Here is a 14086-nt window from a genome sequence, read left to right on the forward strand (position 1 = left end):
AGGGAGGGGCAGCGCAATGGAGACGACGGAGAACCCGGCCGGGGTCATGCACGACATCCCGCCGCAGGTCCTCGCCGAGGTGACCCGCTCGGCCGTCAAGGCACGCCTGTTCGGGGTGGACAACTACTTCCGGGAAGCGTGCTGGACGTTCGGCGAGGACGTCCGGGAGGTGCTGCCGGTCGCGCTGTGCGTGCTCAAGCCGGAGTCGGCGGTCGGGCGGCGCTACGACACGGCGCTGCGGGCGCTGCTCGACAACGGCTTCCGTCCGGTCGACGTCCTGCGCTTCCGGCACGACCGGCTGACCATCCGGGAGACCTGGCGCTTCCAGCTCAACTTCGCCGCCCCCGAGCGGATCGCCACCATGGACCTGGTCCTGCCGTCGCTCGACTCGGTGCTGCTCGTCCTCGCCGACGAGCGGTGGCGGCCGGGCGGGATCCCCGGGTCGGTACGGCTCGCGGCGCTCAAGGGGCCGTCCGCGGCCGAGCTCCGCAAGCCCGAGCACCTGCGCCAGCGGCTCGGCGCGATCAACGGGCTGTTCAACTTCGTCCACACGACCGACGAGCCGATCGACGTGCTGCGCGACCTCGGCCTGCTCTGCTCGGCCGAGCGGCGGGAGCTGGTGCGCGAGCGGATCAGGGAGCGGCACGACGCGCTGCCGGAGACCCGGCGGGTCCTGGCGGAGATCGAGGCGGCCACCGAGCCGCACGACCTCGACCTGGAGGCCTCCTGGAAGCGGCTGGTCGAGTCGGCCGCGCCGGCCGGGGAACTGGCCCGGCGCCGGGCCGCCGGCGAGGAGGTCACGGTGCGCGAACTGCAGGACGCCGTCAGGCACCCGCGGGCCGACCCGCGCGACCACTGGGACCTGCTGGCGGTCCTCACCAGCACGATCACGTTCAACGTGCCCGACGTGGAACGGATCTTCCCGAACGTGCTGCTCTCGGCCTGGCAGCCGGACACCGCGGGGGTGACCGGATGAGCGAGCCGAACATCTGCATCTGCGCGCAGGTGGTCGAGGAGGAGATCGTCGGCTGGATCGAGCGGGGCGTCGACACGGTCGAAGGGCTCGGCGAGACCTGCGGGGTCGGTCTCAACTGCGGGGACTGCGTCCCGCTGCTGGAGGAGCTGATCGAGGACTTCGCCGTGGACGGGGCGCCGGTCATGGCCTCGGAGGTGACCGGTGCGTAGCGCGGAGGTCGTCGAGCCGCGGGCGGACGGCGCCGGCCCGGAGACGTCCAGCGCGGAGCGGGAGCGGCTCGCCGCCTTCTGGCGCAAGGCGCTCGGCGAAGCCGGGAGCCTGCCGCTGGACGTCACGTGCGTCGAGCAGCCGACGCCGCTGCGCAGCACCGCCGTGTACGACGTCTCCTTCGCCGGCTCCCGCGGCCACCGCATCAGCGGCTGGCTGCTGGTGCCCCGGGGCGCCGGGCAGCCACTGGCCTGCGTGGTGCAGTTCCTCGGTTACGGGGAGGGGCGCGGGCACGCGCTCGACTGGCTGCTGTGGCCCTCCGTCGGCCACGCCACGCTGGTGGTCGACACCCGGGGCCAGGGCGGGAGCAACGGCCGGCCGGGGGCGACCCCGGACCCGGTCGGCCTCACCCACCCCCAGGTGCCCGGCTTCGTCACGCGCGGCATCCTGGACCCCGAGGAGTACTACTACCGCGACGCCTACGTGGACGCGGTGCGCGCGGTCGAGGCCGCGGCGGCCCACCCGGCGGTCGACCCGCGCCGGATCGCGGTGGCCGGCTGCAGCCAGGGCGGCCAACTCGCCCTGGCCGCGGCCGTGCTGAGCCCGCTGGTGGCGGCGGCCCTGGTGGAGTCGCCGTTCCTCAGCGCGGTCACCGACCTGACCCGGCTGCCCGACCGGCAGCCGTACCGCGAACTGCTCCGCTTCGCCGGGTACTTCCCCGAGTCGAGCGCACGGGCGCTGGAGACCCTCGGCTACTTCGACGTCGCGGTGCTGGCCGGGTACGGGCGCTGCCCGGCGCTGTTCTCGGTGGCCGGCCGGGACGACCGCTGCGCGCCGAGCACCGGGTACGCGGCGCACGCCCGCTACCCGGCGCGCAAGGAACTGCGCACCTGGCCGATGGCCGAGCACGCGGTGCCCAACACGGCGCTGCGGCTGGCGGAGGCGGACTTCCTCGCGGAGGTCCTCGACCGGGCCCGTACGGGGGTCGTCGGTGTCGGCGGTGTCGGCGGTGTGGACGGGGACGGCGGGGACGGCGGGGCCGGACGGGCGGACGGCGCCGCGCCGGTGGCGGAACCCGCGTTCTGGCAGGAAGAAGTGGAGGCCCAGGGATGAGCATGCTGTTGTCCGACAGCCCGCCGGTGGACCGGCTCAGCGAGGTGGACCGGTCGGTGCGCGACCGGCTCACCTGGTCCTCGGGGAAGGCCGACCTGTACGCGGTCGACCAGTACTTCCGGGAGGCCTGCGGGACCTTCGCCGAGGACCTCGACGCGATGCTCGGCGTCGCGCTGTGCATGCTGAAGTCCGAGGCCACGGCGGGCCGCAGGCTCCGGCCCGCGCTGGAGATCCTGGCCGGGGCCGGCTTCCGCCCGGTCGACGTGGTCCGGTTCCGGCACGACCGGATGACCATCCGCGAGGTCTGGCGCTACCAGTTCAACATCGCCACCCGGGAGCGGATCGAGGCGATGGACGCGATCCTGCCGAGCACCGACACGGTCTGCCTGGTCCTGCGGGACGAGCGCTGGACCCCCGGTGCCGTCCCGGCCGCCGTCCGGCTCAACTCCCTCAAGGGGCCGGCCGATCCGAAGCTGCGCGGCCCGGAGCACCTGCGCCACCGGCTCGGCGTCGTCAACGGCCTCTTCAACTTCCTGCACATCTCGGACGAGCCGGCCGACGTGCTGCGCGAGATCGCGGTGCTGTGCGACGGGCCGCGGCGCGAGCTGATGCGCGACCGGATCCGGTCCGGCTTCGACGCGGTGCCCGCGGTGCTGGAGGTCTTCGACGACCTGGAACGCCGCCACCCCGAGCACGACTTCGACCTGGAGCGGAGCTGGCAGCGGCTCGCCGAGGTGCCCGGCGCCCTGGGCGAACCGGCGCGCCGCCGGGCCAGGGGCGAGGAGGCCGGGCTGGGGGAGGTCCTCGCGCTGGTCCGGGCCGAGCCGCTGGACAGCCCCTCGCGCTGGGACCTGCTCACCGTCGTCACCCACCTGCTGACCGAGATGAGCCTGTCCTGGGTGACCCCGACGGTGCCCACCGTCACGGCCTCGTACGTCCGGGAGACACCCTCGGACGTGGCGTCGGACGTACCGGGGGCCTTGGGGACGACGGGGGCCGGGGCGTGAGCGCGGTCCTGTCCACCGTCAACCTGGGCGTCGAGCGGACCGGCCCCTGGGTCTCCGAGGTCGGCCGCAGCGGCATCGACAAGCGGCCGGTCGAGCACCGGGTGACGGCCCGGACCTGGGGCCTGGAGGGCGACCTGGTCGCCAACCTCAAGGTGCACGGCGGGCCGAACAAGGCCGTCTACGCCTTCGCCCGCGAGGACGCCGATTTCTGGGTCGAGGAGCTGGGCCGCGAGATCGGCCCGGGCGCCTTCGGCGAGAACTTCTCGACCCTCGGGGTGGACATCACCAACGCCGAGGTCGGCGAGCAGTGGGCGATCGGGGACGCGGTCTTCGAGGTGATCCGGGCCCGCAAACCCTGCAAGGTGTTCGCGGGCTACTGGGAAGTCCCTGACCTGGTCAAGCGGTTCATCGCGCACGGCGCGCCCGGGGCGTACCTGCGGGTCCTCCAGGAGGGCTCGGTCGGCGCCGGGGACCCGGTGGAGATCATCCACCGCCCAGGGCACGGCGTGACCGTCGGCCTGATGCTGCGGGCGCTGACCACGGAGCGGCACCTGCTGCCGCGCTTCCTGGACGCCCCCGAGATGCTGCCCAAACACCACGAGAAGGCCCGCCGGTGGCTGGCCCTGCAAGAAGAAGCCCTGCAACAGGAAGCGGAGAGTGCGTCGACGTGACTGACGTGACTGACGTGACCGGCACGACTGGCACGACGGACGGGACGGGCGGGACCGGCCTCGGCGGCGCGGCCGGGGAGCTCGTCGACCCGGCCCGGCTGGCCGCCCTCGACTGGAGCGACATGCCGGCCCTGCACGCTCCCATGGAGCGGCTGCTGGAGGACCTGGTCTCCTCGCCGACCTGGCTGAACGACGCGATCGACCACGTCCTGGCGACCCCGGAGCTGCTGGCCCAGTGCGAGCGGCTGCAGGAGCTGGACCGGATCGTCCTGGTCAACGACAAGGCCACCGACGTCCGGATCCGCCTGCACGTCTTCACCCGCAGCGCCTTCGAGCGGCCGCACAACCACCGCTGGAGCTTCGGCAGCCGGATCCTGCACGGCAGCTACCAGCACGACCTGTTCGGCGACTACGACGAGCTCACCACCGACACCCGGATCGGCTCGCCGGCCCTGGTCCGCCAGGAGACCGCCGGGACGGGCTACGTCATCCGGCACACCATGGTGCACACCGTCCGGGCGGTGCCCGAGACCACCTCGCTGATCGTCCGGGGCCCGTCCGAGAAGGACCGCTTCGTGGTGATGAACCGCGACAGCGGCGAGGCGTGGTGGCAGTACGGGCAGAAGGCCGAGAAGGCGGAGGAGCAGCGGGCCCGCCAGCTGGGCGCGGCGCGGGTCGAGGAGATCCGGGAGCTGCTCAAGCGCCAGGGCGTCATCGGGTGACGTATCGTCGCCTACCGTCCCCGGCGGCGTCGGCCGCCGGGGGAGTTCGTCGAGAGGGTGTGCGCGAAGGATGAACCGGCTGATCGATCTCGTGATCTTCGACTGTGACGGCGTGCTGGTCGACAGCGAGCCGATCGCCGTACGCACCCATGTGCGGCTCGGCGCCGAGTTCGGCTGGCCGCTGACCGAGGCCGAGGTGATGCGGCGCTTCGTCGGCCGCTCCACCACCTCCATCGGCGAGCAGATCGCGGAGCGGCTCGGCCCCGACACCGCGAAGCGCTGGGACGAGGGCTTCCGTGAGCTGCACGCCGAGGCGGTGGACCGCGAGCTGACCGTCGTCGACGGCATCGAGGAGGCGCTGGACGGCCTGGAGGCGCTCGGCTTCGGCCCGGACCGGCGCTGCATCGCCTCCAGCGGCAGCCACGACAAGATGCGCCACACCCTCGGCCGGGTGGGCCTGTACGAGCGGTTCGAGGGCCGGATCTTCAGCGCCCACGAGGTGGAGCGCGGCAAGCCCGCGCCGGACCTCTTCCTGCACGCCGCGCGCGGCAGGGGCGTCGACCCGGCCGCCTGCGTGGTCGTGGAGGACAGCCGCTTCGGCGTCGAGGCCGCGCGCGCGGCCGGGATGCGCTCCTTCGGCTACGCCGGCGGGCTCACCCCCGCGGAGTGGCTGACCGGTGACGGGACGGTCGTCCTGACCGACATGCGTGCGCTGCCCGCGCTGGTGGCCGAGCAGGACGGGAGGGTGGCGCATGCCGCTGGAAATTGAGCGCAAGTTCCGGCTGGCCTCCTTCGAGCCGCCGCCGGCGGCGGTGCGCCAGCACATCGAGCAGGGCTACATCGCGATCAAGGACGACGGGACGGAGGTGCGGCTGCGGCGGATCGGCGGCAGCTGCGTCCTCGGCGTCAAGCGGTCCACGGCGGGCGGCTCGCCGGCCCGGATCGAGGTGGAGCGGGAGCTCGGCGAGGAGGAGTTCACCGAGCTCTGGCCGGCCACCGCGGGTGCCCGGCTGGTCAAGGACCGGTACACCTTCGTCGAGGCCGGTGTGACCGTGTACGCCGACGTCTACCAGGAGGAGCTGGCGGGTCTGCTGACCGCCGAGGTGGAGTTCGGCTCGCTCGCCGAGGCCGAGGCCTTCACCCCGCCGGACTGGTTCGGCGCCGAGATCACCGGGGTCAAGGCGTACAAGAACCAGACCCTCGCGACCCGGGGGCTCCCGGAGGCCTGAGGCCCTGCCCGCCTGTGTCCGTGTGCCACCCCGTCCTGACCGGGCGGGGTGGCACACGTGCGTCCGGACCGTTCCCTCACGGCGAGCCGAACCAGCGCGGCGTGTCGAGGCGGAACGGGTCGCCGGGGGCGAGCCGGCGCAGGCCGTCCTCCACCTGGCGCAGCTGCTCCTCGCCCAGGGTGGCGGACCACTCGGCGCGCAGCTCGTCGAAGATCCGGGCCGAGCGGACCAGGCAGTCCACGCCCCGGGCGGTGAGCCGGACCACCTTGCGGCGGGCGTCGGCCGGGTCGCTGCCGCGCTCGACGTAGCCGAGCTGCTCCAGGGTCTCGACGGTCTTGCCCGCCGCCTGCTTGGAGACGCCGAGCCGGCGGCCGAGTTCGACAGCGGTGGTGCCGTTCGGCCCGATCGCCTGGAAGACGAAGCCGTGCATCGGGCGGAGGTCCGGGTGCCCTTCGAGGGCGATCCGCTCGTGCAGCTCGTCGATGATCGTCCGGAAGGCGAGCAGCAGGCGCAGCGGCAGCTCGAAGCCCGGCGGGGGCGGTGCACTTGACACGATAGACAACCTCATTGACCATATAGACAATTCCGTTGTCCATCTTAGGGGAGCTCCTTCACCATGCCAGTGATCCGCCGCGCCGACGCCCGCCAGTCCGAGACCCCGAACGCCACCATGACCACCTTCGCCTCGCCCACCCAGGGCTCCACCGCCCTGGCACTCTGGCGCGTCGAGATGCGGCCCGGCGCCCAGGGCCCGCTGCACGCCATGGACGCCGAACAGATCTGGACCTTCCTCACCGGCTCCGCCACCGCCGAACTGGCCGGGGAGACCCACGAACTCGCCACCGGCGACACCCTCGTCCTCCCCGCCGACACCGCCCGCCGCATCACCACCGCCGAGGGCTTCACCGCCGTCGTCGCCGCCCCCTCCCCGACCCACGCCTACAACCCCGACGCCATCACCCCCGAAGGCGCCTGCGAGATGGCCCCCCGCGACGCCCAGCGCATCCTCCCGCCCTGGATCGCCTGACGCGGCCGGGAACGGTTTCGCTGACGTACCGCTGAGGCGCCGGTCGTCCGTTGGTCGTCCTGTCAGGTGAGGCAGGATGGAGCCATGAGCGTAGTCAAGATCAACGTACTGACCGTTCCCGCCGAGCAGCGCGAGGTGCTGGAGAAGCGCTTCGCCTCCCGCGCCGGTTCGGTCGAGGGCTCCGACGGCTTCGAGTGGTTCGAACTGCTCCGCCCGGTCGAGGGCACCGACAACTACCTCGTCTACACGCGCTGGCGTGACGAGGAGTCCTTCCAGGCCTGGATGGAGGGCCCCATGAAGTCCGCCCACCGGAACGGCGCCGAGGGCGAGGCTCCCAAGCGCCCCGCCGCCTCCGGCTCCACCCTCTGGTCCTTCGACGTCGTCCAGTCGACCGGTCCCAAGAACGCCTAGGTCGCGCCGCTGCTTCGCCCTCGGGCCCTTCCCCTCGCGGGGCGGGGCCCGAGGTGCGTTCCGGGGCCGGCCCGACGGTCCCGGCGGGGTTCAGGCGGAGGCGGCGTAGAGGACTTCGCGGAGGCCGGGGACGGTTTCGCGGTCGGCACGCCAGACGAGGCGGAGGTGGAGTGGTGGGGGGTCGAGGGGGAGGCGGACGAGGGTGCCGGCGGCGAGTTGGTCGTGGACGGCGAACTCGGGCAGGAGGGCGAGGCCGAGGCCCTGTTCGGCGCAGGCGCGGGTGACGGCGACGCCGCCGGTGGGGACCCGGTCGACGTCGTGGCCGAGCAGGCGTTCGCCGGCCAGGTGGAAGGAGCAGGCGGGGGTGTTGACGAGCAGGCGGCGGCCGCGCAGGTGTGCGCGGGTGAGGGCGGTGGTGCCGGCGAGCGGGTCGGTGGGGGCGGCGACCAGGGCGAGCGGGACGTCCTGCAGGTCGATGTGGTCGAGCGGGGCCGGCGGCAGGTAGAAGCCGAGTTCGCCGAGCGGGCCGGAGGTGTCCAGGATCAGGGCCGCCTCCAGCGCCCCGGCCGCGACCCCGCCGAGCAGGCCGTCCCTGGCGGTGTCGGTGTGCAGGGATATCTCCAGGTCGGGCCGGCGTTCGGCGAGCCGGGCCAGCACGCCCGGCACATGGGTGGCCGCGATGGTCTCCAGCGCGCCGAGCCGCAGCCGGGCGCGGGCGGTGACCACCTCCCGCCGCGCCTGCTCGGCCTGGTCGAGCAGCCGCCGGGACCACGGCAGCAGCCGCACCCCGGCCGGGGTGAGGGTCATGCCGCGCGGGGCCCGCTCGAACAGGTCGGTGCCCAGGCTCCGTTCCAGCGTGCGGATCTGCTCCGAGACGGAGGACGGGGCGAGGCCGAGCGCCACCGCCGCGCCGGTGACGGTGCGATGGGCGACGACGGCTTCGAAGACGCGCAACTGACGTAGTTCCACTGGTTTCCCCCGGACTCCCCGACTTTAGGAACGCCTCGCTCCGGTGCTGCGGGACAGCGTACGGGTGAGTGCCCGCCGTCGTACCGGAGCGTTCGGAAATTCCGAACGGTGCGTGCGGCCGCGGCGGTCGAACGGACGGCGGTGGCGCGGCGAGAGTGGGCGGCCGTTCCACCCGTCGATCAGGAGGCTCCCGATGACCGCCCCCGTCCTCCCCGCCGTGACACCGGCCCCGCCCGTGCCACCCGTTCCGTCCGCGGCGGCCCGTTCCCGGGCCCTGCTCGGCCTCGCCCTCGGCTACTTCATGGTGCTGCTCGACACCACCGTGCTCTCCGTCGCCGAGCCCGATCTGGCGGCCTCGCTGGGCAGTTCGACCGCCGGGCTGCAGTGGGCCGTCACCGGGTACAGCGTCGCCTTCGGGGCGCTGCTGCTGTCGGCCGGGGCCGCCGCCGACCGCTACGGCGCCCACCGGGCCTTCCGCTTCGGCATCGCCGTCTTCGGGGCGGGCTCGCTGCTCAGCGCGTTCGCCCCGGACCTCCGGACGCTGGTGCTGCTGCGCGCCGTGCTGGGCGTCGCGGCGGCGGCCTGTGTCCCGGCGAGCATGGCGTTGATCACCCGCCTCCACCCGGAACCGGGGGAGCGGGCCAGGGCGGTCGCCGTGTGGGCGGCGGTCAGCGGCTGCGCGATGGCCTTCGGGCCGATGATCGGCGGGGTGCTGGTCGACCTCGCCGGGTGGCGGGCGGTGTTCCTGGTGAACGTCCCGCTGGCGGTGCTGGTACTGGGCCTGGTGGCCGGACGGGCGGTGCACTGCCCACGCGGCGAGCGGCGCGTCGACTGGCCCGCCCAGCTGGCCGCCTGCGCGACGCTCGCGCTGTTCACGGACGCGCTGATCGCCCTGGGCGACGCCGGGTGGCCGCGCGCGGCCTGGTCGGGGGCGGGCGCCGCGGCGGCCTGCGCCGTCTTCGTCCGGCGCGAACGGCGCAGCCCGGCACCGGTCCTCCCGGTGGAGGTGCTGCGGGCCCGCGGCACGGGGGCGGTGCTGCTGGCGGGCGGCGCGGTCAACTTCGCGATGCTGGGCGTGCTGTTCCTGCTGCCGCTGCTGCTGCGGCGGGAGGTGGGGCTGTCGCCGACGCTGGCCGGGGTGGCGTTCCTGCCGATGACGCTGCCGCCGGGCTTCAACCCGCTGCTCACCGGGCGGATCGTCGCGAAGGTGGGTCCGTGGCGGCCGGTGCTGGGCGGGCTGGCGCTGCTGTCGGCGGGCTGCGCGGTGTTCGCGGTGGCGGTGCTGCTCGGCACGCCCTACTGGCTGCTCGCGGTGGGGCTGCTGCTGGCGGGCTTCGGGGTGTCCTTCGCGCTGCCCGCGCTGGTCACCGCCGTCGTCACCACTGCGCCGGGGGGCGGCGCGGGCGCGGCGGGCGGTCTGCTCAACGCCGTCCGGCAGGTCGGCGCGACGCTGGGGGTGGCGGTGACGGGCGCGTTCGCCGGCGGGGCCGGTCCGGAGGCGGCGGCGATGCTGCTCCCGGCGGCGGTGTGCGCGGGGGCGGCGCTGGTGGTGCTGCGCAGCAGGCGTGAGGTGTGAGGCGTGAGGCGTGAGGCGTGAGGCGTGAGGCGTGAGGTGTGAGGCGTGACGGCGCTCGGCGGCTGAGCGGTTCGGCCGGGCCGGGCCCACGTCGCCGGTGCAGGACCGGCCCGTGTGGCCTACCGGCTCTCGGGGCCGAACAGGGCTGCCGGCGCACCGGTGGCCAGCGCCCAGTACCGGTCTCCGTACGACCAGTGCCACCACTCGGTGGGGTAGTTGACGAGCCCGGCCCCGGTCAGAACGCTGCCGAGCAGGCGCCGATTGGCCCGGGCCTGCGCGCCGATGCCGTCGGCGTCGGTGTAACAGGCCCCGGCGCTCTCCTCCGGACTGGCGTTGACCCTGGTGCCGAGGTCGAGTTCGCGGCCGTCGGCGTCGGCGAGGGTGAGGTCGACCGCGGCGCCGGCGCTGTGCGGCGCTATCTCGGGCGGCGACACGTAGCGGCTGGTCGCCGACCTGACCCGGTCGTCCGGCCAGTCGGGGTTCGCGGCCCGCAACTCGGCGGCGTACTCGTCGAAGTAGCGGCTCTGGAGCTCCGGCGGACGGTAGCCCTCCACGAACAGCAGCCGCAGTCCGTCCGGCAGTTGGGCCTGAGCGTCGAGCAGCCGGTCGAGGACGGCGGGCCGCAGGTGCGCGAACGCGCCGGTGCCGTCCTGCTTGCGCTGGTCGACCAGCAGCCCGTGCCCTCTCCCGCCCCGCACGTCCAGGAGCCGCTCACCGCACTCCCGCACGGCGACGGCGGCGACCCTCGGGTCGGACATCAGGATGATCTCGCTCAACTGTGCCTCCTGGGCGGGGAGGGGGAGTCTGGTTCGCCTGCGTTCCCTGAGGTGGACGTGATCGCGAGGCCCACGAGTTCCCACGTCGTCCGGGTGCATTGAGAACGTCCCCGAAGGTGCGGCCGGTCATGGCGCATGCTCGCTCTCGACTGGGCCGGGCCCGCGCCGGACAGTGCGGGCCCGGCCGGTGGGGCGCTTCCTCTCGCGTGCCCCGGCCGGGTGGCCGGGGCACGCGAGGGAACACACACGGAGCGATCCTCAGACGGGGCGGAAAGCCGGACAGGCCGAGAACTTCAGCCATCGGCCCCACTGCTGTGAACCGAGCGAGCCTCGGGCCTCGCCCGAGGCTCGCTGAAGGATCCGACGCGGCGGATGCCGGACCTCAGATCAGCGATCCCAGGTCACCGCGCGCCCAACGACCGAGCCAGAAGGCGGCGGTGGATTCGGCCTGGTCTTCTGTGGAGCCGTCATGGGGCAGGAATTCGGTGGGCGCGATATAGCCCTCACCGGGGTCGAGGCGAATCCGAAGACACCGGAGGGGGAGGCCCAGGGCGGCGTAGGACCGGAGGTCATCGGTGTGCGGGTAGCAGGACGCGTAGTCCTCGCGGACGGCTCGGCAGATGGTCTGGGCGTCGGTGTCGCCGAGCAGGATGTACCGGCTGCCGGGCCCGAGATTGATGCAGAGCCTTCGCCGGCCGGTGTGCTTGTCCGTGTAATTGAGCTTGTCCCAGTTGTCGAGGTGCAGGCCGATCAGTCGGCCATTCTGGTAATCCGGTGTCGTGGTCAGCGAGTTCGCGAGGCTGAAGGACTTGCCAAGCTCGTGGACACCGAGCCCGGATAGATGGTCGGGGTCGATGCTCTCGACCCCGACCACCTCGACCAGGACGTCGTCGGCAGTGGACGGGTCGGCCTGGAGGCGGTCGACCAGGTAGCCGTCGAGCGGGCGCCAGGGTCCGTCGGGGACGACCGCGCCCCCCCTCGAACCGGGTATCGCCTCGGATCGTGCGGACTCCAGCTACTCGGGTACGAGCTTCGAGGGCGGCGCGGGAGGTGAAAGCGATCCTGAGGCTCATCGGGTCCTCCGTGAGCCGGGTTCATCGAGGTCGTCTCCGAAGGTGACGTCCAACTCGGCGATGAGTGCCTGAGTCAGCTCGATCTGCTGCGCGCGATCGATGATGACCTCCGTGAGGTTGCCGACGCCTCGGAGCGCGGTGAGGTCGTTGCCGCGCAGGTCGGTCGCCTTGTAGGTGCCACGGCCGAACTCGGTGTCCCGCAGCGTGCAGTTGTTGAAAGCAGCGGAGGTGAGGTCGCATCCGGTGAACGTCGACTCGGTGAGTACGCAGCGGTTGAAGACGAGAGGGCCGGTGGCACGGAGCTTCTCGAAGGTGGAGTAGTCCAACTTGCAGTTGTCGAACAGCACGTTGTCGAGGGCCAAACCGCTCAAGTTGCCGCCCATGATCTTGCAGTTCGTGAAGACGACGCGCGACAGTTTGCTGTCGGCCCACCGGAGATTTCCGAGCAACGTCATGGTGTGGTCTCCGTTCGGACGGTATCGGACAGGGCAGTGAGAAGGGCTTGCCGCGACACGCGGCAGTAGTTCGTTTCGGTGGTGTCGAATCTGCCATTCTCGAAATACCTGTTGCCCGCCTGCGCGCCTCGGCAGAAGTCGAAGAACTCGCAGGTGGCCTCACAGGCGTCCAGACCGGTCGGGAACTCGTCCACGTAGCGCAGCTGGTGGGCGTCCGCCAGCATTCTGCGGAGAGAGAGTTCCAGAATGTTGCCGGCTCGGAAGTTTTGGTACCGGGGAGCTTTGACGCCCGACAGTTCGGGGGACAGAAGGACTACCTCTCCGGCCGACGAGATGGTGGGGATGGGATCGATCAGCACGTGTCGCCACCCGCCCCCGGCTCGCAGGGCGCGCAGGTAACCGCCGAGGCGGTCGATCTCGCGTACGGCCAGACGGGGGTTCGATCGGGTCCAGGCGATCGCGCGACGCCAGAAGTCGGTTGCATCTTCGAACGTCGGAGTGGGTCTATCGGTACTGGCGCCCTCGCTCTCCTCGATGTTGAAGCCCACCGTGTGGCAGCCCAGCTCGGCGAAGAACTCCAGCAGTTCCTCGGGCCGACCGATGCCGGCCGCTGTGACCACGGCGAGAGCGGAGAAGCCGATCTCATGTCGGCGCAGGTGGTCGATGCCTCGCGTGATCCGGTCGAAGATCGGTTTTCCTCGGCGGTCGACGCGTTCCGTGTTGCAGTCGGCGGGACCGTCGATGCTCACCCCGACGCGTACCTCGCGTGATGCGAAGAACTCGCACCAACGGTCGCTGATCAGAGTGCCGTTGGTCTGCACATAGTGCTGCAGCCGACCCTCCTGTCGGAGGTCCTCGAACGGGTCGGCCAGTTCGGTGAAGCGCGGAACTCCGAGTGTCAGGGGCTCGCCCGCATGCCACACCAGGTCCACCGGGTCATCGGCGGTCGCGAACTCGGCGATCGATCGGGCAACCGCCTCGGCGACCTCGATCGTCATCGGAGCCCGGCGGTCCTTGTCGGGCAGATAGCAATACCCGCACGCCGCATTACAGAAGCCGTCGGGCTGCACCACGATCGATCTCGGGCGAGAAGCGATTCGCTGACGGTAGCGGGCGCGTGACCGGCGCGACGAGTCGATGGACACGGCGGTTCCTTTCTCAGACAGTACGGTGATCACCCGACGCGGAGATCCGCGTGCACGGTCTTTCCGTGGGCGTCCAGGGCGGCGCCCCAGCGCCCGGAGGTGAGCTTGTGCACGAGGGCGAGGCCGCGGTGGCACTCCTCGTCGCACGCGGCATGGAGCAGGACGGGCATCGCGCGGGAGCCGTCGCGGACCGAGATGCGGACCGTCTGGGAGGTGATCCTGCGGATCTTGACGGTCATGGACGTCATGCAGCCGGTCTTGCAGGCGTTGCTGACCAGTTCCGTGACGATCAGCTGGGCGTCGTCCGCCAGGTCGTCCAGCCCCCAGTCCTGAAGCTTGCGTCGGACCAGCCTGCGGGCCGCGCCTGCCGACTCCGGCCGGTACTTCAAAGTGGCTGTCGCAGGGCCGCAGATCCGAGAGGTGAGTGGGACTACCGCAGTCACGGAATCCTCCGGCTCAGCCAGGATCTGATCATCGGCAGAGCGGTGCACGGGGGTCTCCTGGAGGTCTGCCTGGGCGAAATGGCTCTCCGAAGATGGGGACGGAACGGAGAACCATCGAGATCGGCTCACCGGAGGTCTCACGGCCGAGGCCGGCCTTCCCCGCAGGTGTGCTGACTGACAGTCAACGATGCTTGCGACTCCGTGACGAGGTCGGACCAGGGGACACATCACCGGACACTTCTGTAGATGAGCTGTGTCCATTGCAACTGGTCGGACTTGCTGGCTT

The 14086-nt window shown here is 72.1% G+C and carries 18 protein-coding genes; 11 read left to right on the forward strand and 7 right to left on the reverse strand.

Annotated features, from left to right (window positions below; genetic code table 11):
- The first annotated feature begins 16 nt into the window (after nucleotides 1–16).
- The 8 genes from IE332_RS20245 (at nucleotide 17) to IE332_RS20280 (ending at nucleotide 5925) form a co-directional block, all read left to right on the forward strand.
- Complete coding sequence (locus tag IE332_RS20245; protein ID WP_189918319.1) at nucleotides 17–976, forward strand: hypothetical protein; 960 nt, start codon at nucleotides 17–19, stop codon at nucleotides 974–976.
- Nucleotides 973–1185 carry a (2Fe-2S)-binding protein gene (locus IE332_RS20250; protein ID WP_189918327.1) on the forward strand — a complete coding sequence of 71 codons (213 nt, stop codon included), beginning with the start codon at nucleotides 973–975 and terminating at the stop codon, nucleotides 1183–1185. Before IE332_RS20245 ends, IE332_RS20250 begins: the two co-directional genes overlap by 4 nt.
- Complete coding sequence (locus IE332_RS20255; protein WP_189918329.1) at nucleotides 1178–2296, forward strand: acetylxylan esterase; 1119 nt, start codon at nucleotides 1178–1180, stop codon at nucleotides 2294–2296. Before IE332_RS20250 ends, IE332_RS20255 begins: the two co-directional genes overlap by 8 nt.
- Nucleotides 2293–3303 (forward strand): nucleoside-diphosphate kinase, encoded by a 1011-nt coding sequence (locus tag IE332_RS20260; protein WP_189918331.1) that lies wholly within the window; start codon nucleotides 2293–2295, stop codon nucleotides 3301–3303. Before IE332_RS20255 ends, IE332_RS20260 begins: the two co-directional genes overlap by 4 nt.
- A complete protein-coding gene (locus IE332_RS20265; protein ID WP_189918333.1) occupies nucleotides 3300–3974 on the forward strand; it encodes an MOSC domain-containing protein in 675 nt (224 codons plus the stop codon). Before IE332_RS20260 ends, IE332_RS20265 begins: the two co-directional genes overlap by 4 nt.
- On the forward strand, nucleotides 3971–4696 hold the full coding sequence (locus tag IE332_RS20270; RefSeq protein ID WP_189918335.1) for a hypothetical protein: 726 nt from the start codon (nucleotides 3971–3973) through the stop codon (nucleotides 4694–4696). Before IE332_RS20265 ends, IE332_RS20270 begins: the two co-directional genes overlap by 4 nt.
- A 70-nt stretch (nucleotides 4697–4766) precedes the next feature.
- On the forward strand, nucleotides 4767–5465 hold the full coding sequence (locus IE332_RS20275) for an HAD family hydrolase (RefSeq protein ID WP_189918337.1): 699 nt from the start codon (nucleotides 4767–4769) through the stop codon (nucleotides 5463–5465).
- Entirely contained in the window at nucleotides 5449–5925 is a 477-nt protein-coding gene (locus IE332_RS20280; protein WP_189918339.1) for a CYTH domain-containing protein, read from the forward strand. The genes IE332_RS20275 and IE332_RS20280 overlap by 17 nt, the downstream gene beginning before the upstream one ends.
- 76 nt (nucleotides 5926–6001) lie before the next feature.
- On the opposite strand, the gene IE332_RS20285 is transcribed toward IE332_RS20280, so the two are convergent.
- Nucleotides 6002–6478 (reverse strand): MarR family winged helix-turn-helix transcriptional regulator, encoded by a 477-nt coding sequence (locus IE332_RS20285; RefSeq protein ID WP_229928740.1) that lies wholly within the window; start codon nucleotides 6476–6478, stop codon nucleotides 6002–6004.
- Between the two features lie 63 nt (nucleotides 6479–6541).
- On the opposite strand from IE332_RS20285, the gene IE332_RS41910 reads away from it, so the two are divergent.
- Complete coding sequence (locus IE332_RS41910) at nucleotides 6542–6952, forward strand: cupin domain-containing protein (RefSeq protein WP_189918343.1); 411 nt, start codon at nucleotides 6542–6544, stop codon at nucleotides 6950–6952.
- Nucleotides 6953–7036: 84 nt separating this feature from the next.
- Entirely contained in the window at nucleotides 7037–7363 is a 327-nt protein-coding gene (locus IE332_RS20295; RefSeq protein ID WP_189918345.1) for an antibiotic biosynthesis monooxygenase family protein, read from the forward strand.
- Nucleotides 7364–7453: 90 nt separating this feature from the next.
- On the opposite strand, the gene IE332_RS20300 is transcribed toward IE332_RS20295, so the two are convergent.
- Nucleotides 7454–8317 (reverse strand): LysR family transcriptional regulator, encoded by an 864-nt coding sequence (locus IE332_RS20300; protein ID WP_229928741.1) that lies wholly within the window; start codon nucleotides 8315–8317, stop codon nucleotides 7454–7456.
- A 208-nt stretch (nucleotides 8318–8525) separates the two neighbouring features.
- On the opposite strand from IE332_RS20300, the gene IE332_RS20305 reads away from it, so the two are divergent.
- Nucleotides 8526–9908: an MFS transporter gene (locus tag IE332_RS20305; RefSeq protein WP_189918349.1), complete on the forward strand. Its 1383-nt coding sequence runs from the start codon at nucleotides 8526–8528 to the stop codon at nucleotides 9906–9908.
- 119 nt (nucleotides 9909–10027) lie between these two features.
- Here the strand turns inward: IE332_RS20305 and IE332_RS20310 are convergent, their stop codons facing one another.
- The 5 genes from IE332_RS20310 to IE332_RS20330 form a co-directional block, all read right to left on the reverse strand.
- On the reverse strand, nucleotides 10028–10684 hold the full coding sequence (locus tag IE332_RS20310) for a M15 family metallopeptidase (RefSeq protein WP_189918351.1): 657 nt from the start codon (nucleotides 10682–10684) through the stop codon (nucleotides 10028–10030).
- Nucleotides 10685–11066: 382 nt separating this feature from the next.
- Nucleotides 11067–11558: a hypothetical protein gene (locus IE332_RS20315; RefSeq protein WP_189918353.1), complete on the reverse strand. Its 492-nt coding sequence runs from the start codon at nucleotides 11556–11558 to the stop codon at nucleotides 11067–11069.
- A gap of 195 nt (nucleotides 11559–11753) precedes the next feature.
- Entirely contained in the window at nucleotides 11754–12212 is a 459-nt protein-coding gene (locus IE332_RS20320; protein ID WP_189918355.1) for a pentapeptide repeat-containing protein, read from the reverse strand.
- Complete coding sequence (gene amcB, locus IE332_RS20325) at nucleotides 12209–13357, reverse strand: cyclophane-forming radical SAM peptide maturase AmcB (protein WP_229928742.1); 1149 nt, start codon at nucleotides 13355–13357, stop codon at nucleotides 12209–12211. The genes IE332_RS20320 and amcB overlap by 4 nt, the downstream gene beginning before the upstream one ends.
- A gap of 29 nt (nucleotides 13358–13386) precedes the next feature.
- Nucleotides 13387–13746, reverse strand: coding sequence for an ATP-binding protein (locus tag IE332_RS20330; protein WP_189918357.1), 360 nt, complete (start codon nucleotides 13744–13746; stop codon nucleotides 13387–13389).
- Nucleotides 13747–14086: the final 340 nt, after the last annotated feature.

It is taken from the genome of Kitasatospora xanthocidica (genome assembly GCF_014656195.1).
In the GTDB taxonomy this organism is placed as follows: domain Bacteria; phylum Actinomycetota; class Actinomycetes; order Streptomycetales; family Streptomycetaceae; genus Kitasatospora; species Kitasatospora xanthocidica.